This window comes from Corynebacterium incognita (genome assembly GCF_014217255.1).
In the GTDB taxonomy this organism is placed as follows: Bacteria; Actinomycetota; Actinomycetes; order Mycobacteriales; family Mycobacteriaceae; genus Corynebacterium; species Corynebacterium incognitum.
In genome coordinates this window covers 1,497,468-1,522,649 of record NZ_CP059404.1, presented here as the reverse complement: position 1 = coordinate 1,522,649, position 25,182 = coordinate 1,497,468, and the positions used below count along the sequence as shown (strand labels likewise).

The following is a 25,182-nucleotide window of genomic DNA, read 5'->3' as shown; positions in this document are numbered from 1 at the left end:
CACGCGGTGGAGCGCAGCTAGCCGACGAAACCCTCGCCCGCGCGCCAGGTCTTCGTCACTGCGACCTGGGTCACGGACTCCTTGTGCTCGACGTTGGCCACGCGGACGAAGTCGGCACGCACCTCGTCGCGGCGCAGGGTGGCGCGGGTGTAGCCGTGCGCATCGAAGTCGAGGTGCTTGACCCAGGGGTTGGCGTCGCGAAGCAGGCGCTCCACGAGCCGCGAGGTGCCGTTGTTGGGCGTGTGCTCGATGCCGGTCCTTTGGGTGAGCAGGTCGTCGACGTTGGGCGAGGTCACCGACGTGCAGACCAGCTCGAGGCCGATCTCTTTGCGGCCATGGTAGAGGGAATTGGCCCACTCCGAGTGGATGTCGCCGGTGAGGAACAGGACGTTGGATCCGTGGTCGGCAAGCAGCTTGAGCAGGCGGTCGCGCTCGGCGTCGTAGCCGTCCCACTGGTCGGAGTTCAACGCCACCCCGGACGCCTGTTGCTTGAGGAAGGCCAGGGCCTCGTTGGCGTCGCGGTTGTCCGGGGTATCCGGCAAGGTGAGCAGCTTGAACGGCGAGACCATGACCGAGTTGCCCAGCAGGTTCCACCTGGCCGTCGACCGGCCCACCGTGGCGCCCACCCAGTTGAACTGCTCCGCGCCCAGCATGGTGCGGTCAGGGTCGCCGAAGTTGGCGGTCGAGGTCTCAGCGTCGCGGTAGGTGCGCAGGTCCATCATGGTCAACTCAGCGAGGTTGCCGAAGGTGAAGGTGCGATAGAGCCGCCCCTGCTCCGAGGCGGTGGTGCGCCGCATGGGCTGCCACTCGAAGTAAGCCTGCATGGCCGCCGCGCGGCGGGCGTCCCAGGGGCCCTCGCCGGAGCCGTGGTTCTCCGCGCCGCCGCGCCAGGAGTTGTTGGCGGTCTCGTGGTCGTCCCACATGACGATCCAGGGCGCGGCAGCGTGTGCGTCCTGCAGGTTCTGGTCGGTGCGGTACTGGCCGTAGCGGATGCGGTAGTCCTCGAGGGTCAGGATCTCGCGCTCCGGGTGGCAGGCTCGCACCACGCCGTGCTTGCCGGCGTACTCGCCGGTGCCGTATTCGTAGATGTAGTCACCGAGGAAGGCGACGAAGTCCAGGTCGGCGCCGTGATCGGCCATGTGCCGGTAGGCGGAGAAATAGCCGGCCTCCCAATTCGCGCAGGAGGCGAGGGCAAAATTGAGCTTGTCGACGTCCGCGTCCTTGGCCGGCGCCGTCTTGGTGCGCCCCACAGGCGAGACTGCACCCGCATGCGGGCCATCGGTGACGGTGAAGCGGTAGTAGTACTCGGTGCCGGGCCGGAGGCCGCCGGCGTCGATATGGAGGGTGTGGTCTGACTCGGCGCTGGTGGTGGCCTCGCCGCTGGCGGCGACGGCGGTGAAGGCGCGGTCGGCGGCCAACTCCCAGCGCACCGCGGTGGCGGCGCCCAGGGTGGATCCGGGCAGCGCGTCGCGATCCGGGGTGACGCGGGTCCACAGGATGACGGAGGTGGGCAACGGGTCGCCGGAGGCCACGCCGTGCAGGAAGGGCAAGTCGCCGGCGGGTTGGCTCTGTGCCCCAGTGGCTGCGGCAGGAAGGGCCACCGCGGTGGTGGCGGCCGTGGCGGTGGTGGCGGCGAGGCCGCGGAGCAGGCTGCGTCGGGAAAGTTCGTGAGACATAGCTTCGATGGTCTGCTCGGGCGGGCACGTGCGCAATCGAAGGGCGCGGGGGTTCACCAAGGTTTTACTTTCTCGAAACAACTACTTCAGGTGGTTCTCTCTTTTTTAACCGCGCGTGCACACAGGCGTTACCCGCGGGTGGTTTCATGGCCGGGTACTTCAGGCAAAATTTAAATCAGTTAAGGACAACTCCACAATGCTCAAGAAGGTCGCGCTCACCGCCGCACTGACCACCGCGCTCGCCCTCACCCCCGCCGCGGCCACGGCCGCCGACTCCCCCATCTACCGTCTTGTACTCGGCGTGGGCGCCACCGCGAGCGACGCCACCTTCTCCTGGCGCACCCACCACCGCGGGGCGGAGGCCGTGGAGATCTGGGAGACCACCAACCCCGAGTCCCGCCGCCGCATCGAGGCCCGCGAGCAGGACAACGGCGCCCTGCTCTACGTCTCCAAGGAGGCGAACGTGGGGGAACTGGAGGCGTCGACTAGCTATACCTACCGCGTGGGATCCGAGGCCGGGGGCTGGTCGCAGGAACAGACCTTCACCACCGGCGACGGCGACGACACCTGGGACTTCCTGGCGCTGGCCGACGCCCAAATCGGCGTGAACCTAGACAACGCCACGCAGGGGAAGAACTGGCGCAACGCCGTGGCCGCCGCCACCGCTGCGCGCCCCGAGGCGGAGATGCTGCTCAGTCTCGGCGACCAGGTAGACGGATGGGGCGCCATCCAGCCGCAGTACGACCAGTTCTTCTCCGCCCCGCAGCTGCGCACCCTTCCCACCGCGGCCATCCCGGGCAACCATGAGACCTATGTGTCCGGCATGAAGCACTTTAGCGAGCACTTCTCCCTGCCCAACGAGCAGCGCGGCACGGGCAACTACTTCTACGAGCGCAACAACGTGCTGTTTATTTCGCTGAACTCCAACGAGTCTGACCCCGCGGACATCGCGAACCACAAGGAGTTCATCCGCGCGACGGCCGCCAAGCACGGCGCGGACAAGGACTGGATCGTGGCCACCTACCACCACGGCCCCTTCGCGCAGGGATCGCATACGGCGGACGCGGACGTCGAGGCGCTGCGCCGCGAGCTGACCCCGGTGCTCTCCGAGGCCGGGGTGGACGTGGTGCTCTCGGGCCACGACCACATCTACAGCCGCTCGCACCTCATGCGCGGGACGGAGCCGGTGGTGCCGGACAAGCGCGCGGAGCGCGGCGATCGCCTGCGCCCGCAGGACGGCGAGGTTTTGTACATGACGGCCACGACGGCGGGCGCAGGCAAGTTCTACGACTTCCACGATCGCTTCGGCACCAAGCACCCGGACGCGCGCCGCGAGCTCATCGACCAAGACCTGGAGCAGCCGTGGACCGCGTATTGGAATCAGGACTACACCCCGGACTACACGGCGGTGTCGGTGAGCCCCACCGAGCTGACGTTGACCACCTACAACGTGAACACGCCGTACGTGGTGGATAAGGTGACGCTGGAGAAGTAACCCCCGAATCCACACGGTGGTTATTACCACCTGGCGTGCGCGGCGGGTTAAGCTGGATCCATGTCGAAGTCGAGCGAGAAGAAGCACTCCAAGAAACCCAAGAAGCTAGACCGCGAGGCCTACGAGGACGAGCTCAAGCGCCTGCAGGCCGAGCTCGTCGAGATGCAGCAGTGGGTGGTGGAAACCGGCGCCCGCGTGGTCATCATCATGGAAGGCCGCGACGCCGCCGGGAAGGGTTCCGCCATCAAGCGCATCACCCAGTACCTCAACCCGCGTACCTGCCGCATCGAGGCGCTCCCCGCCCCCACCGAACGCGAGCAGGGTCAGTGGTACTTCCAGCGCTACGTGGAAAAGCTCCCCACCGCGGGAGAGATCGTCATCTTTGACCGCTCCTGGTACAACCGCGCCGGCGTCGAGCGCGTCATGGGCTTTTGCACCTCCGAGGAATACCGCCGCTTCTTAAAGCAGGCGCCGATCTTCGAGCGCTTGCTTATCGACGACGGCATCATGTTGCGCAAGTACTGGTTCTCCGTCTCGGACGAGGAGCAGCTCAAGCGCTTCAAGTCCCGCCGCAACGATCCCCTGCGCCGCTGGAAGCTCTCCCCGATGGACATGGAGTCCATCCACCGCTGGGAGGACTACTCACGCGCCAAGGACGCCATGTTCGTGCACACCGACATCCCCGAATCCCCGTGGTACACGGTGGAATCCGAGGACAAGAAGCGCTCGCGCATCAACGTGATCAGCCACCTGTTGGAGACCATCCCCTACGAGCACATTACCCAGGACGTGCCGGAGATCCCGAAGCGCCCCGAGGGCAACGGCTACACCCGCCCGCCCCGCGATCTGTTCAACTACGTGCCAGATCGGGCGGCGAAGCTGGAGAAGCAGGACTAACTCTCAGCGAGGCGCTGCGCCGCCGCGCGGGCGTCCGCGATGACGGCGGGCACCCCCACGCCGCCGGCCCAGGCGCCGGTGACGTCGATGCCGGGGGCGTCGGCAAGCAGGGTGCGGACGGTAGCCACGGTGTCTAAGTGGGTGGCATCGAAGCGCGGGATGCCACCGAACCAGCGCTGGGTGTAAATCTCAGCGACGCCCGCGTCACGGCCATCGAAGCCCGTGATGGTCTGGAGATCATCGAGGGCGTAGTCCACGAGATCGTCCTCCTCGGCGCGCACGATGGCGTCGTCGCCGAAGCGGCCGAAGCTAGCGCGCACGATGAGCCCCTGCTCCGCGAGATGGGGCCACTTGCGGGAGGCGAAGGTAAACGCCTTGGTTTTTAGGCCGGGCTCGTCCAGGGCGACGAGCACGCCGGAGTTGTCCGGAATCGTGTTGCCGTGGGAGTCTTGGTCGTTGTCAAAGCGCAGCGCCACCACCGCGGAGCTGGCCAGTTTGACCTGCTTGAGCGCGGCCGCGGCCTCCGGGGCGACCTGGGGCAGCAGTCGCGCCGTGGTGGGCGCCGGGGTGGCCAGCAGCACGCGATCGAAGGGGGCCTCGCCCTTATCGCCGCTGCCAGCGAGCGTGAAGCCCTGCTCGGTGCGCGCGATACCGGAGATGAACGAGTCGATATGGATGGCGGCGCCGGATTTCTCCGCGAGGGTTTCGTAGAGCTCGGCGTAGCCGCCGCGGAAGGCGCCGAACACGGGCGCAGGCTTGGCGGTGGAAGGGTTCGCGTCACGCTGCTGCGCGCGGTGCTGTTCTACATTGCGCACCGCGGCCGACAACGTGACGGGCTCCCCCGCCTCGGCGAGGTCGTCGAGGGCCTCCGCCAGGTGCGGCACCGTGGCGCGCAGGCCAAGGTCTGCGGCCGCGCAGGAGTACACGCCGCCGAGCAGCGCGGACACGACGCGGTCGGAGACCTCCTGACCGTAGCGCTGCGACACCAGCTCGCCAACAGAGACGTCCTGGCCCACCTTCCAGTCGATAGGCGTGGCGGTGGACTCGGCGTCGATAAGCGCCTGGGTGTCGGCGGACACCAGGTCCGCGAGCGCCTCTGAAGAGGACGGGATACCCATGACGCCGGTGGCCGGAATGGGGTGCGCGGCGCCCTGGGAGTAGATGAGCGAGCGCAGGCCGGAGGGCGCCACGACCTGCTCGGACAGGCCCAGCTCCGCGAAGAATTCCTGCGCCGCGCTATGGCGAGCGAGGAAGGCCTCCGCACCCACATCCACGCGGCCATGCTGAAAGGGCACGGTGTGTAGCTTGCCGCCGATGCGGTCGGCGGCCTCGAAGACCTCGACGTCGTGGTCGCGCAGCTCGTAGGCGGCGGTCAGCCCCGCCAGGCCCGCGCCGATGATAGCGATGCGCATGGTTTTATCCTTCCTCGTGGATGATGGCCACGGCTCGGGTAATGGCCTCAGCGTCGGTGGTGGGCAGCACGCCGTGGCCCAGATTCCAGATGTGGGAGGTGACTTCGCCGGCCTGGCGGGCGGCGTCGACCTGCGCGCGGATGGCGCGCACGGCAGAACGCACGGCGTCGTCGCCGGCAAACAGCAGCGCCGGATCCAGGTTGCCCTGCAGGACCTGGGCCTGCACGCGGGTGGCGGCGGCGTCCATGCGTACGCGGTAATCCACGCCCATGACCTCGGATCCGGCCTCGGACATGGCGCCGAGCAGCTCGCCGGTGCCGACGCCGAAGTGGATGCGCGGGATCTCCCCGGCCACGGTCTCCAGGATTTCGGTGGAATACGGCAGGACGAACTCGCGGTAGTCGGCCTCGTTGAGGTAGCCGGCCCAGGAATCGAACAGCTGCATGGCGTCGATGCCCGCGTCGACCTGGGTGCGCAGGAACGCGGTGATGGTGGGCACCAGGCGACGCATGAGCTTGTGCCAGGTCTCCGGCTCGGCGTGCATGAGGGCCTTGGTGCGCTCGTGGTTCTTGGACGGGCCGCCCTCAACGAGGTAGCTGGCCAAGGTGAACGGCGCACCCACGAAGCCGATGAGCGCCTGGGCGTCGGTGAGCTCGTCCAGGATGATCCCGATGCCCTGGGTGACCTCGGTGATGTCGCGCTCGAGCACGGGAAGCTTGTCGACGTCGCTGGCGGTACGGATGGCATGCTCCATCACGGGGCCACGGCCGGGGACGATGTCTACCTTGACGCCGGCGGCCTTGAGCGGCACGACGATGTCGGAGAACAAGATGGCGGCGTCGACGTCGTGGCGGCGCACGGGCTGCATGGTGATCTCGGCGAGCAGATCGGGATCAAAGCAGCTGTCCAGCATGCTGATGCCCTCGCGGACCCGCTTGTACTCCGGTAGGGAACGACCCGCCTGGCGCATGAACCACACGGGTGGGCGGGATGGTGCCATAGGCCGCGTCCACGATGGGCAGAGTGCAGTGAGCGTCGTGACATGCCCTCCATTATGAATCAAAAGTTTGATCAACGGGTAATGCCGGGCCTAGCGGGGCGCGGGCAGCTCCGGGTCAAAGAGGTCTTCGATGGCGCAGCCGAACTCGCGGGCCAACAGGAACGCGAGTGGCAGGGAGGGGTCGAAGCGCCCCTTTTCCAGGCTGATGACGGTCTGGCGGGAGACGCCGAGGGCGTCGGCAAGCTTTTGTTGTGAGAGCCCCCGCTGTTCACGGTGGAGGCGGATGCTATTTTTCACGGCGCTTCACTACTTGGTAGCAAATACCGAAGACGACCATCATGGTGGCGGCCACGATCATGGCGGCGGTGGCCGCGGAGATCTGGACGTCGACCCAGGTAAAGATCATGCACGCGGCGCCGCTCGCTACCAACATGAAGTGGAACGTGCTACTCACCGCTTGGTCGTACCACTGGGATTCGACGGACAGCTCCGGTTCGGGGGTGGCGCCGTCGATGGTGTCACGATCCACGAGCACTAGCCACCCGGCCATGATGCTCATAGGGAGGGTGCAGGCGAGGAACACGCCGACGAAGAGCGCGACCTCATCGGGCTGGCACACCCAATAGGAGATACCGGTGATAGTCAGGGAGAGCGCGAGCCCGATGCCGATGGACTCCGCCACGAGCGCGGCGGTGCCGCCACCGTGGCGCGGGCGCCCGACCTGTCCGGCAATCTTGTGTGCGAGAGTCATGACGACCCCTTCCTTAGTCAAGCAAACTTTACATACGGAATCATATGTCAAGCACGCTTGACTGTCAAGGTTGCTTTACAGGTGGTGCTTTAGCGCCAGGAGATCTCGTCGTGCTCGCGGATAAAAGCACTGGATGCTGGGCGGTACATAAACAGGCCCGCCAGCGCGGCAAGCACCACGATGAGAAGGAGGGTAAGCCCGCCCACGCGCAGCAGAACGGCCACGATATTGACGAAGGCGACCAGTGCAATCACGGCCGCGAGCACGCGTCGGGAGGCACGGTGACCACGGGAGAGCTGCGGCGCGAACAGCCCGATAAGGACGGCGCCGACCACATTCACCCCGGCCACCACCAGGCGGTTGCGGGTGAAGAATTCCCAGCCCGCACTCCCCCTCGTCTCAGCGGGGACCTCAGGGGCGAAGAAGCCCAACAAGGCGCTGACCACCATGAGCACGGACGCCGCGAGCAGCAGGTAATACGACCACTGCAACTGCTGCGGCCACGCCGCGCCGGCGGCCGTGGAGGCCTCACGGCCTGCGGAGGAACGGTTGTAGTCCACCGGGCCGGGGCGGCCGTCGGGGGTCTCGCGGCGCTTATCCGGATGACCGTGCCCGGGGAACATGCTGGTCATTTTTTGTCAGCCTTTTCTTTTTCTTTCTCGGCCTCTTCCTTCTCCAGCTGCTTCTGGCGCATCTCTTCCTCGAGCTTGCGCATCTCCTCCATCTCGCCGGTGTAATCCAGGGTCTCCTGCTTCATGGAGAAGATGAGGCCCATGACGGCAGCGACGCCGATGAGGATCTGGAGGGCACCGTCGAGGAGGTAGAGCGCGTCCGGGACGTCGCTGGCGCCCACCTGGGCGGCAAACAACAGGCCCGCACGGATGCCGTAATAGATGGAGAACGCGAACCACATGCGGCGCCCGTTGCCGGCCCACTTGGTCTTGCGGGCCAGGCAGTTAAGCATCCACGCCAGCAGACCCAGAATGGCGAAGGCCAGCAGCGTCATGACGATGATGCCACCGGTGGCGCCGATGGTGGCCAGCGCGTCGTTCATGGGCCCACCGGACTCCTCGGCCTGCTTCGCAGCCGCCGCCTTGAGCACCTCGATGTCCATGAACGACATGGTGGTGCTGAGAATCTGGTGCAGAACCTCGCCCGCCAGCACGCCAGCCCAGAGCAGGAGCATGTAGCGCACCGCTTCCGGCCACTCCGGCTGGTGCTTGGTAGATGTCGAGGCAGATTGAGTGTGAGTAGTCATGAGTATGGCCAGTCTATCCTCTAGCGCTGGTTCAGCAGGCGCGCGGCGTCCACCGCGAAGTACGTGAGGATCTGATCCGCGCCCGCGCGCTTGATAGCGGTCAGCGATTCCATCATCACGCGCTCCTGATCCACCCAGCCGTTAGCGCCGGCCGCCGCGATCATCGCGTACTCGCCGGACACCTGGTACGCGGCCACCGGGACCGGCGAGGACTCCGCGATCGCGGACAGCACGTCCAGGTACGGCAGGGCCGGCTTCACCATGACGAAGTCCGCGCCCTCCTCGATATCCAACTGCGCCTCCAACAGGGACTCGCGAAGGTTCGCCGGATTCTGCTGGTAGGTGCGACGATCGCCCTGCAGCGAGGACCCCACGGCCTCGCGGAAAGGCCCGTAGAACGCCGAGGCGTACTTGGCGGAGTACGCCATGATGGCGACGTCCGTGTACCCGGCGTCGTCAAGCGCGGCGCGGATGGCGGCCACCTGGCCGTCCATCATGCCTGAGGGCGAGACAATGTGGGCGCCGGCGCGAGCCTGGGCCACGGCCATCTGCTCGTACAGCGGGAGGGTCTCGTCGTTAAGCACGTGGCCGGAGTCATCCACCACGCCACAGTGCCCGTGATCGGTGAACTCGTCGAGGCAGGTATCGACCATGACGAGCACGTCGTCACCGAAGCGCTGGCGCACCGCCGCCACCCCGCGGTTCAAGATGCCGTCCTCCTTGAGGGAGACGGAGCCGGTCGCGTCCTTATCGGAGTCCAGCGGCACGCCGAAGAGATCGACCACGCGCACGCCCTCGTTGGCGGCTTCCTCCACCGCGCGCAGCAGGGAGTCCTCGGTGTGCTGGTACACGCCCGGCATGGAGGTGATCGGGTTGGGCTCAGTGAGCCCGTCGGCGATGAACATGGGCAGAATGAAGTCCTGCGGGCGCAGGGCAGTTTCCGCCACCACCTCCCGCATCACCGGATTCTGACGGAGGCGACGGGGGCGGCGCTGGGGGAAGGTACTCACTGCTCTAATTCACTCCTGGTTAGTTTGCCTAGGCGGTCTTCTTGCGGCTACGGCGCTTCTTGCGTGGAGCCGGGAGGTTGCCGGCCGCACGCAAGGCGGCGACGTGGGCCGCGAGGGCGTCGATAAGCGATGGTACATCGGCCTGCTCGGGGACAACATCGACGCGCAGGCCCATCTCCTCGGCGGCGGCCTTGGCCATGGGGCCGATGCACGCGATGATGGTGCGCTGGTGCGGCTTGCCCGCGATGCCCACGAGGTTGCGGACGGTGGACGCGGACGTGAACGCCACGGCGTCGAAACCGCCGGTCTTGATCATGTCGCGCACCTCCGCTGACGGCGGGGCGGCACGCACGGTGCGATAAGCGACGACGTCGTCGACCTCCCAGCCCAGCTCCTCCAGGCCGTCCACGAGGACATCGGTGGCGATGTCGGCACGCGGCAACAGGACGCGGGAGACGGCGTCGATGTCCTCAACATAGTTGGGGAAGACCTCCACCAAGCCGGCGGCGTTCTGCTTGCGCACGTCCGGCAAAAGTTCCGGGATCATGCCCTTTTCCCGGATGGCGTCGGCGGTCTTGGTGCCCACGGCGGCCAAGTGCACGCCAGCGAAGTCGCGGGCGTCCAGGCCCAGCTCGGCGATCTTGTCCCACACCGCCCGCACCGCGTTGGTGGAGGTGAACACGACCCATTTGTAGCGCCCCTCCACGATGCCCTTGATGGCACGGTCCATCTGCGCCGGGTTGCGCGGCGGCTCCACCGAGATGGTGGGCACAGACTGCGGGATGGCACCGTAGCCGGCCAGGTGCGCGGACATCGCCGCGGCCTGTTCCTTGGTGCGCGGCACGAGCACGCGCCAGCCGTACAGCGGCCGGTTTTCCCACCAGGAGTACTTGGAGCGATCGTCGATACTGCGGCCCAGGGTGACCACCAAGTGGCCGGGGAGCTCCGCGTCGAGCTTGCTCAGGGTACCCAGGGTGGCCTCGTGGGTGCGCTGCAGGCGCGTGGTGCCGTGCACCGTGACGTACGCGGGGGTCTCCGCAGGCATGCCGCGGCTGCCGAGCTCTTCCGCGATGACCGCCAAGTGCTCCGCGGTGGCCTGCAGCACGATGGGCTGGGTGGCCACGGCGAGCTGATCCCAGTTGACCTCGCCGGAGGTGATGTCCGCCTCGGTGTAGGTAGACCCCAACGCCAGGCCCGCGAAGGAAGGGACGGTGGACGGCAGGGACATGCCCGGCACGACCTGGAATTCCACGCCCGAGGCGGCCACCGCGGAAATCTCCGCCTTAATGGACTCGCGGTTGAGCGGGTTACCGGCCACGAGGCGGATGACGTCTTCGCCTTCGGCCTCCGCGAGGGCGGCCAAGACCTGTGCCACGGGTTCCTCGGTGGCGGCGCGCACGTCGCCCGCGGTGGGGGCCGCCGGGCGCGGCGGCTTGCGGCGGGCGCCCTGCTCCTTGGCGCGGGCGCACATCTCGGCGTATTCGGCCTCGGCGGCCTCGAGCTTCTCCTGCGGGACCGGGAGCGCGGAACCGACGATATCGCGCACCCCCATCAGGACCTCGGAATCCGTAATAGAGATCGCGGTGTGAGCTAAAACTTCCCGGGCCCGGACCGTCAACAGGTCAGGGTTTCCCGGGCCGGCGCCGACAAAGACGACTTTCCCCTGCATGTCCTTCGGCTGCGAATCGGGGGCCTCCCCGGAAGTCGGCGTCGAAGGTGCGGGCACAGCTTTGCTCATAAGGTTCTTTTCTAATGTGGAGAGTCTAAGGCGGTGGACCCCTAAAGGGGGACCACATTATTGTCAGAAAAATCTCGTGTGGTAGTTACACCTTAAATTAGAATGTCAGGGAAACAAAAAATCCCGTTGCCTATCCCAGAAGCTCGGTGGCGCCGGCGGCGAACAGGGCCTCGGCCACGGCGTCGCCGATAGCGAGGGCAGCGGAAAGCGGGCCCGTGGATTCCTTGACGATCTGGCGGGAGCCGTCGAGGGCGAACACGCCGCCGCGCACCGTCAGCTCATCGCCGTCCACCACCGAGGTGGCGGCCACCGGGGCGGTGCAACCAGCCTCCAGGCGAGACAGCACGCGGCGCTCGGCGCCGGCCGCGGATTGGGCGACCTCGTCGCGGATGGAACGGATGGCCGCCACGGCGTCGGCGTCCGCGACATTAGCCTCGATAGCCAGCGCGCCCTGGGCGGGAGCCGGCATGAACTCCTCCGGGTCAAAGACCTGCGTGGCGCGCGCCGCGTAGCCCTCTCCCGCGCGCACCAGGCCGGCGTACGCCAACACGACGGCGTCGAGCTCGCCAGAGGTCACCTTGCCCATGCGGGTATCAATGTTGCCGCGCAGCGGACGGATGTCCAGATCGGGGCGCATGGCCTTGAGCTGCGAGATGCGGCGCGGCGCGGAGGTACCCACGCGCGCGCCCTCGGGCAGCTCGGCCAGGGTGAGGCCGTCGCGGGCCACCAGCGCCTCGCGGGAGTCCTGGCGCTGCGGCACGATGAGCTCGAAGCGCTCGTCAGCCGCAGTGGGTAGGTCCTTGAACGAGTGCACCGCCACCCGGCACTGACCGGCCTGCAGCGCCTCGCGCAGCGCCTGGGTGAACACGCCAACGCCGATGCGCTCCACGGGCGCCATGTTCACGTCACCGGCGGTGGTCACGATTTCCAACTCGGCGGGATAGCCCTGCTCCTCCAGCCACGACTTCACGTGCCCGGTCTGCGTGCGCGCGAGGACGGATCCGCGGGTGCCAAGTTTCAATGTCTCGTTCGGGGCAGTCACTGTTATTCGGAGTCCTTTCCGGTGGCGCTCATCGCGATCATGTCTGTTTCTTCGGGCAGCTGCTCAACATCTACTGAGACTGAAGTGCCCTCCAGCTGCAGGCCAAAGAGCTCCTGTAGGGCGGTCTCATGGCTTACCGTACGCGAATCCGCGGCGAGCTTCTTCGCGCGCACCGTTGGCTCGTGGAGGAGCTTGTCGACGACCCGTTTGAGGGCGTGGCGCACCTCCTTGACCTCGGCGCCGGAAAGCTCGGGCGCCTTGTGCTGCAGGCGGCCCATCTCGCAGTCGACGAGATCGTTGGCGCGCTTGTGCAGCGCGGAAACCGCGGGGACGATATCGCGCACACGCTGTTCAGAGGCGAAGCGCTGCACCTCCTCGTTGACGATGGCGCGGGCCTCAGCATGGCCGGAGCCCTCCTGGTCTTCCAACGACTTGTGCAGGCGCTCAATGTTGACGAGGTGGACGCCCTCGCGCTCGGCGGTGGCGTCGTCGATGTCGCGCGGGAGGGAGAGATCCACCAGTGTGAGGGGGCGCTGCGCCGTGCTGGCGGGAAGATCGGCAGCGGTGATGGTGAAGTTGTCTGCGCCGGTGGCGGAGATAGCGATGTCCACCTCGGCGAGCTTCGCGGCGCGGTCCTCGAACGGGACGGCCTCGGCAGGAACCCCGGCCTCCAGGGAGTGCTCCACCACGCGCTCGGCGCGCTCGAAGGTGCGGTTGGCGATGATGAGCTTGTCCACGCCCAGCTTGCCCGCGTGCGTGGCGGCGAGCGACGCCATGGCGCCGGCGCCCAGCACGAGGGCCGTCTTGCCCTGCAGGCTGTCGGTCCCCATGTGTTCTAGGGCCTTGCCCATGGCGAAGGTGACCATGGAGCCGCCAGCCTCGTCGATGGAGGTCTCGGAATGGACGCGCTTGCCGGTGTGCAGCGCCGCCTGCGCCAGGGCGTGCAGGCGCGGGCCCACGGTCCCCTGCTGGCTGGCCTTGTCGTAGGAGCTGCGCACTTGACCGATGATCTGTTGCTCACCGACGACCATGGAATCCAGGCCGGAGGCCACGACCATCATGTGCTCGGCGCCGGCATCTGCGTAACGGACATAAAGGTAGCCGCGCAGCTCGTCTTTATCCACGCCGGACACGTCGCTCAGTACGTCCACAACGTCGCGCACGCCGGAGTGGAAGGAATTAGTCACGGAGTAGACTTCGAGGCGATTGCAGGTGGATACAATCATGGCCTCGGAGAGCGAGGGCGTGTCCACGAGCTTGAAGCACGTCGTGTTCTGCACGGTTTCATCCATGCTCAGCCGCTCAAGTAGCGCCACCGGCGCCGACCTGTGGGACATCCCTACGACAAGCACACTCACGAATTAAACACTTCCTCCGATTTGGGACGCGTGGCTCCACCGATCGAACGATGGCAAATCAACCAAAAGGATAGCCCGTCCACAGACAATTTACGAAACGGCTAGCTCCGCAGCCAGCTCGTCGTTATCCACTTCCCAGCACGCGAACTCTTCGCCGTCGATCACCACAACAGGAACCCGGTCCCCGTATTCCATGGCCAGCTCCGCGTCCTCGTCCACGTTACGCACCTGAAACTCGGCGCCCGCCGCCGCGACCACCGGCCGGATCTGCTCCCGCACTCGCTCGCACGATCCGCACGTGGTGCGCACCATCAGCTCCACCACGGGTGCCGCCTGTGCCGATTGTTCAGACACGCTGTCCTGCCTCCTGTCTGTGACACGTTTACTATTGAACACGTTACCCCGACCCCTAGCGATTCCAGGAAGGCTGCACGCTTCAACCGTGGCGACTCTACCTGACGGCATGCCCGACTCCCCGCACGAGTTCCTCGCCTACTGGGCGACGACCCGGGGCAACCTGCGCAACTTCATCGAGAAGGCGGCGCTGCCCCCGCTGGACGAGCAGGCCCAACGCGCCGCCGGCGAGGCCGCCGCGGAGGCCGCCGTGGCCGAGGTGTTCGGCCTGGAGCTCAAAGATTTCAGCTCCGGCGTGGACTCCGTCTCCGGCGCCATCAACAACGCGGGCGGCTTCCGCATCACCGCTCCGGAGCCGCACGTACCCCAAGATGTGGGCGCGGCCGCGTTCTTCGACGTGGACAACACGCTGATCCAGGGCTCGTCCATCGTGTTGTTCGCGATGGGTCTATTCAAGCGCCGCTTCTTCCGCGTGCGGGAGATCCTCCCCATCGCGTGGAAGCAACTGAAATACCGGCTGTCGGGCTCGGAGAACGCTGCCGACGTGGCCGCGGGGCGCGTGCAGGCGCTCGAGTTCATCAAGGGCCGCCGCGTGGACGAACTAGTGGACATCTGCGAGGAGATCGTCGCCACCCAGATGCAGCACCGCGCCTACCCCGGCACACGCGAGCTGGCGCAGATGCACCTCGACGCCGGACACCAGGTCTGGCTGGTCTCCGCCACGCCGGTACAAATCGCGCAGCTGTTGGCCAAGCGCTTCGGCTTCACCGGGGCTCTCGGTACGGTGGCGGAGGTGGAAGACGGCCGGTTTACCGGGCGCCTAGTGGGCGACATCCTGCACGGCCCGGGCAAGAAGCACGCGGTGGCGGCGCTCGCGGCCGTCGAGAAGCTGGACCTTAAGAGGTGCACCGCGTACTCGGACTCCGCGAACGACGTCCCCATGCTCTCCATGGTGGGTACCGCGGTGGCCATCAACCCCGACCGCCGATTGAAGAAGCTAGCGACGCAGCGCGGCTGGCTGGTGCGCGACTATCGCAGTGTGCGCAAGGCTGTGCGGACCTATGGGCTACCGACGCTCGTCACCACAGCGTTGTCCGCACGGGCCTGGATGCGGTGGCGCCGCCAAACACAACACCCCACCGGCTGACCTGGGGCCAGCGGGTGGGGTGGAGGGCGAAGAGGCTTACTTGCCGAGCTTACGACGCTGCACGCGGGTGCGGCGCAGCATCTTGCGGTGCTTCTTCTTGGACATGCGCTTGCGGCGCTTCTTGATAACAGAACCCATAGTAGGTTTCCTCGCTTTCGAGCTTTTAAAGGTTAGTACGTACTAGACCTGCCGGCGCACGTGGGAGCTAACGCCCCAAGGGCGCAGCTGTTGGTGCACTTCAACGCTGCGCGCACAAGCCGACACGAATGGTGACCATCATACCGAGGACGGTGGTGATCCCAAAAATTCCACGGCGCTGCTCACCTGAAATGCGCAACGCCCATCGGAAGCGACCAGAACTGATCGACACCGATGGGCGCTGCTGCGCATTCGAGTCCCTAAAGAGGTCTCCTAGCCTACGTTGTAGGTGGAGTCATTCAGGTACTCGTCCACGGCGGACTCGTGAACCCGGAAAGAACGGCCAACACGGACGGCTGGCAGCTCACCGGAGTGAACCAGACGGTAAACGGTCATCTTGGACACGCGCATAATCTCCGCGACCTCAGCAACCGTGAGAAAGGTTCCCTTTTCTTCATTAGCCATATCTTTATCTAACCTTTCAGCCCGTGGCGCGCTGTAGGCTTCCCCTCCCACAGGACGAACACGCACGTGCTTGAACAAGCCTATCGTGAAACCTGTGACTAATGCGACTTGAGTGCAAAAATTTTCGCCCTTGTTGCGGCCTTGTCCCCAATGCCCGCGCAAAACTCCCATGCAACTTCCCCACCACCCGCCACAGGCGGCCCTCCCCTACCCCCGCGTGGGGGGGAGTAAACCGGTAAGAGAACTAGTCGCCGAGTTCCCTGGAGCGATCCGCGCAGGCCTGCGCGGCCCGGAAGAAGGCACCGCGAATGCCCGACTCCTCCAGCTCGCGCAGCGCGGCCACGGTCGTGCCACCCGGCGAAGACACGTTGGCCCGCAGCGTGACAGGATCCTTGCCGGAGTCCTTGAGCATGGCGCCCGCGCCCGCCGCGGCGGAGGTTGCCAGCTGCTGCGCCACGTCGCGGGTAAGACCGAGGTTCACGCCGGCGTCGATAAGCGCCTCGGTAACGAGGAAGAAGTATGCGGGCGAAGAACCCGACAACGCCGTAACCGCGTCCATGTCCTTCTCCGCCACCACGACGACGTCGCCCACGGCGCCCAGCAGCTCCGCCACGCCGTCCATATCCTCCTGGGAGGCCGCGGTGCCCGGCACGCAGGCGTTCATGCCAGCGCCAACGAGCATCGGCGTATTAGGCATGACACGAACCACGGCGGTATCGGCGGGCAGGGCTCCCTCCAGCGCCGTGAGGGTTAGGCCGGCGGCCATGGAGACCACCACGGCGTTCGGCTCGAGGTGCTCGCCGACCTCTCGCAGGAGATCCTCGATGGCATAAGGCTTTACGCAGGCGAAGACCACCCCGGCCCCCTTCACGGCGGCGGTGTTGTCTGCGGTGGTGGGCACGCCGTAGGTGTCGGCAAAGTAGTTCTGCTTCTCGACGGACCTGTTGGTCACCGTCAGCGTCTGCGGATCGCGGCCCCCGGCCAGCACACCGGCGATGAGGGCCTCGCCGATCTGTCCCCCTCCGAGGACGGCAATGTTGGTTGCATCAAAAGTGGAATTCTTTGCGTCAGTCATGCTCTCCACACTGCCACAGCGGCCGCGGGCGTACCACGACGAAAGGCGCCGCCCCCGGAGGGGCGACGCCTGTTGCGAATGCAGGTACGGCGGCTGTTACATGACGATAAGCAAAGGCTACATGACGATAAGCAAAGGCCCAAAGGTAAGTACGAGGCCGACGATACCGGCGAGCACCATGGAGAAGGTGTCGCGCTCGGTGCGCAGGGCGTGCACGATACCCACCATGATGCCGGTGACGGCAACGGCCAGGACGCTGACGACGGGGACAGTCATGCGCTCCCACAGGAGCTCGAAGCCCTTGAACACCACTGCGCCGAGCACGATGCCAACGACGGCCAGGAGGATGACAGCCATGACGTTGACCTTCTCGCCGTCGTCCTCGCCCTCTTCGGTGCCGGTGGTACCAGCGGCGTCGGGGTTGTCGGTGTTGTCGCTGGCGCGGAGAGCCTTAGCAGAGTCCTGCGGTGGCATCTGCTGAACCGGGCGATCCTGCGTGGATGCCGACTTCCCTGCGCCAGGGGTCGCGGCCTTGTCAGCGGCCCCTGTGGTGGTCGCGCCTGCGGCAGCAGCGCCCGCGGTGCCTGCGGCGGCGCCAACGGTGGGGATGACACCGGTCTCGTCCGGTTTCGCTGCGGACTTCGCAGCTGGCTTAGCCTGCGGCTTCGGCTTAGGCGCGGTGGTCGTCGGCGTGGCTGCCGGGGCCGTTGACGCGGCGGGCTTGGGAGTGGACTTGGACTTAGGTGTGGGCGCCGGGGCGTCCTTGACCTTGTCGATGACCGAGGTGTCCTCATTGTCCTGAGCAGACTCAGCCTTCTTCGCTGGCTCAGCCTTCTTTGCGGGCTGGACCGCGGCCTCCGGGGCCTGTCCCTCCTCGTCGGGCTTCTTCGGCGCGGGGATGACGGGGGCGGTCTCGTCGATGTCCACGCTGGAGTGGCGGGACTGCTCCGGGGTGGCGTCCACCCGACGGATGGAGCCGGTCAGCTCCGCGACGGAGATACCGCCGTCGTCGAGGCTGCGGCGGCGCCGGCGGCGCGGGCGATCCTTCGCGGCGCCGCCACCGCTTTGTGCCAGCAGCTCAGCCACTGTCAACTGTTTGTCTTCAGCCATGATCCGTCCTATTCCAGTCCTTTGTCGATGCGCCGCAGGATAACACCTTCGCGCAAAGCCCACGGGCAGATTTCCAGCTTCTCAATACCCAACGCACGCATGGACGCCTCCGCGACCAATGCGCCCGCCACAATCTGATGCGAGCGATCCGAGCTCACGCCCTCAAGCTCCGCGCGATCGGAAGCTGTCATGCGTGAGATAAAGTTTATAATCTGTCGCAAACCGGGCGCCGTCAAGGTGCGCTTGACGTACGGGCCCGCCGACGACGGCGCCGCACCGGTCAGACGCGCCAGGGTGCGGAAGGTCTTTGAGGTACCCACTGCCAGACCCGCAGGGCCCAGGGCCTTCATCTGCTCCGTGGCGTCGACAAGCTCAGCGTCGATGTAGTCGCGCAGCAGGTTGACCTTCTTCTTCCCCGGAGGATCGGTGTCGAACCAGTTGTAGGTTAACCGGCCCGCGCCCAGATCGAGAGAAAACGCGACGTCCGGTTCCTCATCCGTGCCCGAGGAGAGTTCGAGGGAACCGCCACCAATGTCCAGGTTGGTGATGCGACCCGCGGACCAGCCGTACCAGCGACGCACCGCCAGGAAGGTCAGGCGCGCCTCTTCCTCTCCGGAGAGGATCTGCAGGCGCACGCCCGTTTCCCTCTCCACCTCATCCAGGACCTCTTCCGAGTTGGACGCCGAACGCACCGCCGACGTGGCGATGGGGAGGAATTCCACGCACCCGAGCTTCTCGCCCAGCTCCGCGGCCTCGCTCCCCGCCGAGATGAGCTTCTTACGGCCCTTGGAATGGATCGCGCCGTCGTCATCAAGCTGCTCAACCAGCCGCAGCGGCGTCTTCCAATCGCTCATCGGGGTCGGCTTACCGCCACTGGCGGCATCCACCGCCACCAGATGGACGGTATTGCTGCCTACGTCTAATACACCTAATCGCACACCTACAGGGTAGTAGGTCTACGGTGGGTTAGTGTGAATCGCCCACAATCCCATCCCCACAACGACCCCGGGCGCAAACCCGTGCATTTGGGTTTCCCAGCGTCCTCACCTGCGGGACAATCCATTTCCTCTGGGCGCGAAGTGGCCCCAGATTTCCCCCGCGAATGGTTCGAGTTCACCAACCCGGACGATCCCCTGCATGTGTTTTCCATTGATCTCACCTGGGTGGAATCGCACTATTCCTGCGCCTTCGGCACCAGCGCCTGCCCCGGCATCGACGCATCGCAGCCCGACGTGGGGTGCTGCGTACACGGCGCCTACATGGCCGATGAACAAGACCGAGACCAGCTTTGCGACGCCGTGGCATCCATGCCGGCGAAGTACTGGCAGCACCGCCCCGACTCGGTGGACTCCTACCTGGCCGCCGCGGATCCTGTGGAATTGGAACCGTGGCTGGCCTGGGACGAGCTAGACGGCGATGACGGCGAGCCAGAGCCCGCACTGAAGACCCCGGTAGTGGGTGGCGCATGCATCTTCGCTAATCGCGAAGGCTGGCCCACCGGAGCGGGCTGCGCACTGCACCAGTGGGCGCTCGACGCCGGGGAGGAGCTGACAGTAGTCAAGCCCGAGGTGTGTTGGCAGCTGCCGCTGCGCCGCCACGAGGAGTACGAGGAGCGCCCCGACGGCCAAGAGATTCTGCGCACCACCATCGGCGAGTACGACCGCCGCGGCTGGGGTGGGGGCGGCGAGGACTTCGACTGGTACTGCACCGGCGATTCCGCGTGCCATTCCAACCCGGAGCCAGTCTGGAGCTCGCACCGCGCCGAACTCGTGGCCCTGTTAGGCCAAGAGTGCTACGAAATCTTGGCGGAGCACTGCGCGGCGCGCGAGCAGGCCCGACAGGCCGGGGTGGCGTTCCCGCAGCACCCGGCGACGGTGAAGGCCCGCGAGAACTAGAGGTCGAACTTATAGCCCAAGCCACGCACCGTGACTAGGTGCTGGGGGCGGGAGGGCTCGGCCTCAATCTTGGAGCGCAGGCGCTTGACGTGGACGTCGAGGGTCTTGGTGTCACCGACGTAGTCGGCGCCCCAGATGCGATCGATGAGCTGCCCGCGGGTGAGCACGCGACCCGCGTTGCGCAACAGATACTCCAAAAGGTCGAATTCCTTGAGCGGCATCGGCACCGGCTCGCCATCCACGGAAACGGTGTGGCGCTCGACGTCCATGCGCACGCGGCCGCCCTCGAGGATCTGATCGTCGGGCTCGTCCGCGGTAGCGTCCTGTGATTGGTCACTGCCGCGGCGCAGCACAGCGCGGATACGGGCGATGAGCTCGCGGGAGGAATATGGCTTAGTCACGTAGTCGTCCGCACCGAGCTCGAGGCCCACGACCTTATCGATCTCCGAGTCGCGGGCGGTCACCATGATGATGGGCACCGAAGAAGTGGAGCGGATCTGCTTGCACACGTCCGTGCCGGACATGCCGGGCAGCATGAGGTCAAGGAGGACAATATCAATGTCGTTGCGCTCGAATTCCCGCAGCGCCGTCTGCCCGTCGGGGGCGAGGATCGGATCGAAGCCCTCCTTCCGGAGCAAGAAGGCGAGGGGGTCCGCCAACGACTCTTCGTCTTCGACGAGCAGGATGGTGGTCATGATGCTTTGTCCTTTCGACGTGCTGCAACCCGCCCCACGGCAGTGCGCAGGGCAGGCGCCTTCGGCGCCTCAGTATCAGTGTCGGCCACGCCCGCAGTCGGAGTGGGCTCCTTTTCATGATAGATCGGCAGTTCAATCGTGAACGTCGACCCCGTGCCTGGGCGCGACCATAATTTGATATTACCGCCATGGTTGGCCACCACGTGCTTGACTATGGCCAAGCCCAGCCCCGTTCCGCCCGTCTGGCGGGAACGCGCCTTGTCCACGCGGAAGAAACGCTCGAACACGCGCTCCTGATCCTCCGGGGCGATACCGATGCCGCGGTCGGTCACACGGATGAGCACGATGTCCGCGCCGACCTGCTTCTGCGAGATGGACACGGGGGTGGCATTCGGCGAATAGTTGATGGCGTTGGCGATGAGGTTGGAAATCGCGGTCACCAACAAGGGCTTGTCCGCCCGCACGAGAATGTCAGTAGGTTCGGAGACGGTGAGCTCGATGCCGTGGGTATCGGCGGCCACCTTGTTACGGGAGACGGCCTCGCCGATGATGTCGTCGATGGGAACCGGCTCCGTGTCCGGCAGCGCCTCAGCGCCCTGCAGCTTGGACAACGCGATGAGCTCGTTAACCATGTCCGCCATGCGGTGCGCTTCCTTCTGCAGCTTGGTGCCGAAGTAGTTGACGTGCTCCTGGTCGTCCGGGGAATCCAGCAGCGCCTCGGCCAACAGCGCAATGCCGCCCACCGGGGTCTTGAGCTCGTGCGAGACGTTGGCCACGAAGTCGCGGCGCGCAGATTCCATCCGCACGTGCTCACTTTGGTCGGTGCCGTAGACGATGACGAAGCGATCGTCGACGAGCGTGAGGGGTTTGATGACGGCCTGGACGTGGCTCACACGGTTGCCGGTCCGTCGCTTAGCGATGGACGTGTCCAGGGTGCGCGTCTCCTTGTCCTCAAAAACCGCGTTGGCCACCCGGCGAATGTCCGGGTTGATCGCGCGGTCGTGCACGAGCGCCATCTCGTGGGCGGACTGATTGGACAAGATGACCTCGCCTGCCCGGTCAATGACGGTGATGCCCGTGGGCGATCCCTGGATGGCCAGGTGCAACACTTGGGACACGGTGTTGACCTGGTTCGCCTCAATGGTCGCGGAGGCGCGGCGCCGCTGGATGCGGGCGCGGATGCCACGGATCGCCAACAAGGCGAGGCCACAAAAAGCCACGCCTGCAAGAAAAGCGAGTGCGGAGGACAAAAACTACTTGTTCCCGCCCTGCGCCGCCACGGCTGCGGCGCCTGCCGCCGCCGCTTCCGGATCCAGGTAGGTGCCACCTGGGTTCACCACGGTGCCCGCGGCATCAATCTCGTAGACCAGCGGGATGCCGGTCGGGATGTTCAGGCCCGCGATGTCCTCGTCGGAAATGCTATCCAAGTGCTTGACCAGGGCGCGCAGGGAGTTGCCGTGCGCGGCCACCAGGACCGTCTGGCCATCCTTGACGCGCGGCAGGATCTCCTCTTCGAAGTACGGAACCAGGCGCTTGACGACGTCGAGAAGGCACTCGGTGCGCGGCACTTCATCCAAGTCAGCGTAGCGAGGGTCGCCCACCTGGGAGTACTCGGAGGAGTCCTCGAGCGCTGGCGGCGGGGTGTCGTAAGAACGACGCCACGCCATGAACTGCTCCTCGCCGTACTTATCGCGGGTCTCGGCCTTGTTCAGGCCCTGCAGCGCGCCGTAGTGGCGCTCGTTGAGGCGCCAGTCGCGCACGACCGGGATCCAGTGGCGGTCCGCCGCGTTGAGTGCGATGTTGGCGGTGCGAATCGCGCGGCGCAGGAGCGAGGTGTAGAGCACCTCAGGCAGCAGGTCGTTCTCGGCGAGCAACTCGCCGCCGCGCTTGGCCTCGGCCTCGCCCTTGGCGGTCAGATCGCAGTCCACCCAGCCTGTGAACTGGTTGGATTCGTTCCACTGGGACTGGCCATGTCGAAGGAGAATGAGCTTTCCGTTAGTCATACCTCTAAGTGTGCCATTATCCACGCGGTCGCGCGCTATATCCCCCGAATGAGTAAACACCGCGCGAGCTCCCCCTGTGGCGTTTAGACTTTCCCACGTTATGAAAAAGATTCTCGCTTCACTCGTCGCCGCCTGCGCCCTCGTGTCCACCGCCGTCGTCCCCGGCACGTACGAGGCTGAGGCCGTAGGTACGTTCCGCACCAACCCGCACTACCCCGCCACCCGCGCCCTGGCCGCGCCCGGCGCGCCCATCCACGTCACGGAAGTCAACCCGTCCCCATATCGCCGCGCGGACGGCTCGGTGATGGAGCTACCCGCCAACTTCTACGTCTCCACCTGCTCCCAGGGCCCCGTGGGCACCGTGTATCGCAAGGGCAAGAAACCGCGGCGCGTCATGTTCACCGCGGGGCACTGCCTGCAAAACCTGGAGAAGGACACCGCGATGCGCGGCGAGGTTTATGCCCCGACCCGCAGCGGCGAGTTCTACATCGGCTACCGGGATCGCCTGGGTTACGACGATTTGCTTGCCGACGACGAGCCGCTGGTCCGCACCCTTCACGACGCGTTTAACGCCGCCGACTGGGCGTCGGTGAAACTCGATCCGCGGGTGCGGACGACCAACAAGTCCTTCAGCCGCGACGAAAACGGCAAGGCCCGCGGCCGCGCCGTCACCCTGAAGGGCGTCGACGATCGCACGCGCCTCTACCCCTTCCAGGTCTCAACCGATAACTTCGGCGACCCCATCTGCAAGGACGGGGCGCGCACCGGCCGCTCCTGTGGCTACCAGATGTTCCGCACCGCGCACGGCGTGTGGAGCTGGGGCATGAACATCCAAAAGGGTGACTCGGGCGGCATCAACTACAATCCGCGCACCAAGAAGGTTGTGGGCATCTCGTCCATGAGCATGGGGCCGGTCAGCCGCACCCAGCCGGCCGACCGTGCTATTGAGGACGCCTACGGCATCAAGTCCGGGACGGTCAACCGTCACTTCAAGGTGACCAACGAGGCCACCCCGCGCGCCCGCTTCTCCACGGGCAAGGAGTCCCGCGAGAAGCTGGAGGGCTATATTGATGCCCACTCCGGCCCCGGCACCAAGGCCACCAAGGCCACCGCGCAGACCGCGCGCCCGGGCGCGAGCATGCAGGCGGCAGACACCGCGCAGACTTCACAGAACGCGCAAGCCCCGAGCCTCGAGCAGGCCGCGCACAAGGTGGCAGCGTCCGCCGACAAGACCGCGCGCGCCGCGCACGGCATCCCGCAGGGCGACACCACCGCCTTCTACGAGGCGTCGACGCAGTTCCACAAGGACGTCGCCGCCGCGCAGAAACTGGCCGAGCGCGAGATCAATAACGTCGTCTCCGCGGCGATGACGCCGCACCGCAGCCGCTAGCTACACGCCCGCGGGCTTGCGGTCGTGACACTCGGGCACCGCGATAGCACGCGCCCGGTCGTAAATCTCCATGAGCTTGGTCGCGGCGGCGTCCCACGAGAACTTCGCCGCGTGCCCCACCGCGGCCTCGCCCATGGCGATGCGCTGGGCGTCGTCGTCCAGCAATTCCGCCAGGGCGTCTGCCCACGCGGCGTCATCGTGGCCGTCGACAAGCAATCCCGTCTCCCCTTCGGCGACCGCAACAGGCAAGCCGCCCACGCGCGCCGCCACCACCGGGGTGCCGGTGGCCTGGGCCTCCAACGCCACCAGCCCGAAGGACTCGTTGTAGCTGGGCACCGCCACGATGTCCGCGGCCTGGTAGACCGCCACGAGCTCCTCCGGCGGGCGGGGCTGCAGGAAGCGCACGTGCCGGTCGACGCCCAGCTCCCGCGCCAGGTCGCGGTACGTCTCCGGGGTGGTGTTCGCCCCCGACGGCCCGCCGCAGATCACCACGCGCAGGTTGCGGTACGGGTCGCGGCACAGCAGCTCCGCGGTGGCGCGGATGAGAACGTCCGGGCCCTTGAACTTCTGGAGGCGCCCCACGAATGCCACGACCTTGGTGTGCTGCGGCAGCCCCAAGAGGCGCCGGGACATCTCCGTGTTGCGGTTGGTGCCCGGGCAAAACAGCTCGACGTCGGCGCCGGGGTTGACCACCACGATGCGGGAGGCGTCGGCGTCGTAATGCTCCACAAGGTCTTGGGTCTCGGCGTCAGTGTTGACCACAAGGAGGTCGGCGTTGTCCACCAGCTGCTGCTCGCAGATGCGGCGCGCCTCAGATTCTTGGGTGTCCTCCGCCGTGCGGTGCAAGTTCTTCACCGCCGCCAACGTGTGAGCGGTATGCACGAGTGGAATCTCCCACAGGTCCTTGAGCAGCCACCCCACCTGGCCGGACAGCCAGTAGTGGGAGTGGATGAGGTCGTAGCTCACATGGTGACACTTGACGTACTGGACGATGCCGCCCGCGAACGCCGCGAGCTGCGTGGGCAGCTCCTCTTTGTCCAGGCCCTCGTAGGGGCCGGCCTCGATGTTGATGACCCGCAGGTGCGGCTCCACGTCCACCACCTGCCGCAGGCTGCTGGTGGCGCGGGTATAGATATCCACGTCGATGCCGTGGCGCGCCAGATGGGTGGCGATGTTGAGGATGTAGACGTTCATGCCGCCCGCGTCGCCGGACCCTGGTTGCTGGATGGGCGAGGTGTGCATGGAGATCATCGCGATTTTCATGCCCCAAGTC

The 25,182-nt window shown here is 66.2% G+C and carries 26 protein-coding genes; 5 read left to right on the top strand and 21 right to left on the bottom strand.

All coding sequences use genetic code 11. The annotated features are described in order from the left end of the window. Positions 1–17 precede the first annotated feature (17 nt). Positions 18–1,676, bottom strand: coding sequence for an alkaline phosphatase D family protein (locus tag H0194_RS07045; protein ID WP_185175232.1), 1,659 nt, complete (start codon positions 1,674–1,676; stop codon positions 18–20). Between the two features lie 196 nt (positions 1,677–1,872). Here H0194_RS07045 and H0194_RS07040 point away from each other — a divergent pair, with 196 nt between their 5' ends. Together H0194_RS07040 and ppk2 are read left to right on the top strand one after the other, a co-directional pair. Next, a complete protein-coding gene (locus H0194_RS07040) occupies positions 1,873–3,171 on the top strand; it encodes a purple acid phosphatase family protein (protein WP_185175231.1) in 1,299 nt (432 codons plus the stop codon). A gap of 60 nt (positions 3,172–3,231) precedes the next feature. After that, a complete protein-coding gene (gene ppk2 / locus H0194_RS07035) occupies positions 3,232–4,068 on the top strand; it encodes a polyphosphate kinase 2 (protein WP_185175230.1) in 837 nt (278 codons plus the stop codon). Here ppk2 and H0194_RS07030 read toward each other — a convergent pair. The 11 genes from H0194_RS07030 to H0194_RS06980 all read right to left on the bottom strand — a co-directional run bounded on the left by H0194_RS07030 (position 4,065) and on the right by H0194_RS06980 (position 13,949). Then, the gene (locus tag H0194_RS07030) at positions 4,065–5,480 is read right to left on the bottom strand and encodes a protoporphyrinogen oxidase (protein WP_185175229.1); all 1,416 of its coding nucleotides are present in this window, start codon (positions 5,478–5,480) and stop codon (positions 4,065–4,067) included. The genes ppk2 and H0194_RS07030 overlap by 4 nt on opposite strands. Positions 5,481–5,484: 4 nt before the next feature. Beyond that, positions 5,485–6,480: a uroporphyrinogen decarboxylase gene (gene hemE / locus H0194_RS07025; RefSeq protein WP_185175228.1), complete on the bottom strand. Its 996-nt coding sequence runs from the start codon at positions 6,478–6,480 to the stop codon at positions 5,485–5,487. A 90-nt stretch (positions 6,481–6,570) separates the two neighbouring features. Continuing rightward, positions 6,571–6,777 (bottom strand): helix-turn-helix transcriptional regulator, encoded by a 207-nt coding sequence (locus tag H0194_RS07020; protein WP_185175227.1) that lies wholly within the window; start codon positions 6,775–6,777, stop codon positions 6,571–6,573. Further along, positions 6,767–7,231: a hypothetical protein gene (locus H0194_RS07015; RefSeq protein WP_185175226.1), complete on the bottom strand. Its 465-nt coding sequence runs from the start codon at positions 7,229–7,231 to the stop codon at positions 6,767–6,769. The genes H0194_RS07020 and H0194_RS07015 overlap by 11 nt, the downstream gene beginning before the upstream one ends. Positions 7,232–7,320: 89 nt before the next feature. Further along, positions 7,321–7,863 (bottom strand): tellurium resistance protein TerC, encoded by a 543-nt coding sequence (locus tag H0194_RS07010; protein ID WP_185175225.1) that lies wholly within the window; start codon positions 7,861–7,863, stop codon positions 7,321–7,323. Further along, a complete protein-coding gene (locus tag H0194_RS07005; RefSeq protein ID WP_185175224.1) occupies positions 7,860–8,489 on the bottom strand; it encodes a hypothetical protein in 630 nt (209 codons plus the stop codon). Before H0194_RS07005 ends, H0194_RS07010 begins: the two co-directional genes overlap by 4 nt. Positions 8,490–8,509: 20 nt before the next feature. After that, positions 8,510–9,499 carry a porphobilinogen synthase gene (gene hemB / locus H0194_RS07000; RefSeq protein WP_185175223.1) on the bottom strand — a complete coding sequence of 330 codons (990 nt, stop codon included), beginning with the start codon at positions 9,497–9,499 and terminating at the stop codon, positions 8,510–8,512. A gap of 28 nt (positions 9,500–9,527) precedes the next feature. Further along, complete coding sequence (locus H0194_RS06995) at positions 9,528–11,237, bottom strand: bifunctional uroporphyrinogen-III C-methyltransferase/uroporphyrinogen-III synthase (protein ID WP_185175222.1); 1,710 nt, start codon at positions 11,235–11,237, stop codon at positions 9,528–9,530. A 130-nt stretch (positions 11,238–11,367) separates the two neighbouring features. Next, a complete protein-coding gene (gene hemC, locus H0194_RS06990; protein WP_425486424.1) occupies positions 11,368–12,279 on the bottom strand; it encodes a hydroxymethylbilane synthase in 912 nt (303 codons plus the stop codon). A gap of 2 nt (positions 12,280–12,281) precedes the next feature. Next, a complete protein-coding gene (locus H0194_RS06985; protein WP_185175221.1) occupies positions 12,282–13,637 on the bottom strand; it encodes a glutamyl-tRNA reductase in 1,356 nt (451 codons plus the stop codon). A gap of 90 nt (positions 13,638–13,727) precedes the next feature. Beyond that, entirely contained in the window at positions 13,728–13,949 is a 222-nt protein-coding gene (locus H0194_RS06980) for a glutaredoxin family protein (RefSeq protein WP_185176936.1), read from the bottom strand. Positions 13,950–14,100: 151 nt separating this feature from the next. Between H0194_RS06980 and H0194_RS06975 the strand changes: the two genes are divergently transcribed. Next, on the top strand, positions 14,101–15,138 hold the full coding sequence (locus H0194_RS06975) for an HAD-IB family hydrolase (protein ID WP_185176935.1): 1,038 nt from the start codon (positions 14,101–14,103) through the stop codon (positions 15,136–15,138). A 36-nt stretch (positions 15,139–15,174) separates the two neighbouring features. Here H0194_RS06975 and H0194_RS06970 read toward each other — a convergent pair whose 3' ends face one another. The 5 genes from H0194_RS06970 to H0194_RS06950 all read right to left on the bottom strand — a co-directional run bounded on the left by H0194_RS06970 (position 15,175) and on the right by H0194_RS06950 (position 18,864). After that, entirely contained in the window at positions 15,175–15,276 is a 102-nt protein-coding gene (locus H0194_RS06970; RefSeq protein ID WP_003855542.1) for a 30S ribosomal protein bS22, read from the bottom strand. Positions 15,277–15,549: 273 nt separating this feature from the next. Beyond that, positions 15,550–15,741 carry a helix-turn-helix domain-containing protein gene (locus tag H0194_RS06965; RefSeq protein WP_185175220.1) on the bottom strand — a complete coding sequence of 64 codons (192 nt, stop codon included), beginning with the start codon at positions 15,739–15,741 and terminating at the stop codon, positions 15,550–15,552. A 244-nt stretch (positions 15,742–15,985) separates the two neighbouring features. Further along, positions 15,986–16,816 (bottom strand): pyrroline-5-carboxylate reductase, encoded by an 831-nt coding sequence (gene proC / locus H0194_RS06960; RefSeq protein WP_185175219.1) that lies wholly within the window; start codon positions 16,814–16,816, stop codon positions 15,986–15,988. Positions 16,817–16,933: 117 nt separating this feature from the next. Continuing rightward, positions 16,934–17,926, bottom strand: coding sequence for a hypothetical protein (locus H0194_RS06955; protein WP_185175218.1), 993 nt, complete (start codon positions 17,924–17,926; stop codon positions 16,934–16,936). 8 nt (positions 17,927–17,934) lie between these two features. Continuing rightward, positions 17,935–18,864: a Ppx/GppA family phosphatase gene (locus tag H0194_RS06950; RefSeq protein ID WP_185175217.1), complete on the bottom strand. Its 930-nt coding sequence runs from the start codon at positions 18,862–18,864 to the stop codon at positions 17,935–17,937. A gap of 33 nt (positions 18,865–18,897) precedes the next feature. Between H0194_RS06950 and H0194_RS06945 the strand changes: the two genes are divergently transcribed. After that, the gene (locus H0194_RS06945; RefSeq protein ID WP_185175216.1) at positions 18,898–19,821 is read left to right on the top strand and encodes a DUF3109 family protein; all 924 of its coding nucleotides are present in this window, start codon (positions 18,898–18,900) and stop codon (positions 19,819–19,821) included. Here the strand turns inward: H0194_RS06945 and H0194_RS06940 are convergent. From H0194_RS06940 to H0194_RS06930, 3 genes are read right to left on the bottom strand one after another with little or no spacing between them, the layout of a single operon-like run. Beyond that, positions 19,818–20,516 (bottom strand): response regulator transcription factor, encoded by a 699-nt coding sequence (locus H0194_RS06940; RefSeq protein ID WP_185175215.1) that lies wholly within the window; start codon positions 20,514–20,516, stop codon positions 19,818–19,820. The two genes, H0194_RS06945 and H0194_RS06940, sit on opposite strands and share 4 nt — an antisense overlap. Continuing rightward, positions 20,513–21,766: a sensor histidine kinase gene (locus H0194_RS06935; RefSeq protein WP_185175214.1), complete on the bottom strand. Its 1,254-nt coding sequence runs from the start codon at positions 21,764–21,766 to the stop codon at positions 20,513–20,515. Before H0194_RS06935 ends, H0194_RS06940 begins: the two co-directional genes overlap by 4 nt. A gap of 3 nt (positions 21,767–21,769) precedes the next feature. Beyond that, positions 21,770–22,519, bottom strand: a complete 750-nt coding sequence (locus H0194_RS06930; RefSeq protein ID WP_185175213.1) for a phosphoglyceromutase — start codon at positions 22,517–22,519, stop codon at positions 21,770–21,772. A gap of 100 nt (positions 22,520–22,619) precedes the next feature. Between H0194_RS06930 and H0194_RS06925 the strand changes: the two genes are divergently transcribed. Further along, positions 22,620–23,909: a chymotrypsin family serine protease gene (locus tag H0194_RS06925; RefSeq protein WP_185175212.1), complete on the top strand. Its 1,290-nt coding sequence runs from the start codon at positions 22,620–22,622 to the stop codon at positions 23,907–23,909. Here the strand turns inward: H0194_RS06925 and mshA are convergent, their stop codons facing one another. Next, positions 23,910–25,172, bottom strand: a complete 1,263-nt coding sequence (mshA, locus tag H0194_RS06920; RefSeq protein ID WP_185175211.1) for a D-inositol-3-phosphate glycosyltransferase — start codon at positions 25,170–25,172, stop codon at positions 23,910–23,912. It lies immediately after the preceding gene. Positions 25,173–25,182 lie beyond the last annotated feature (10 nt).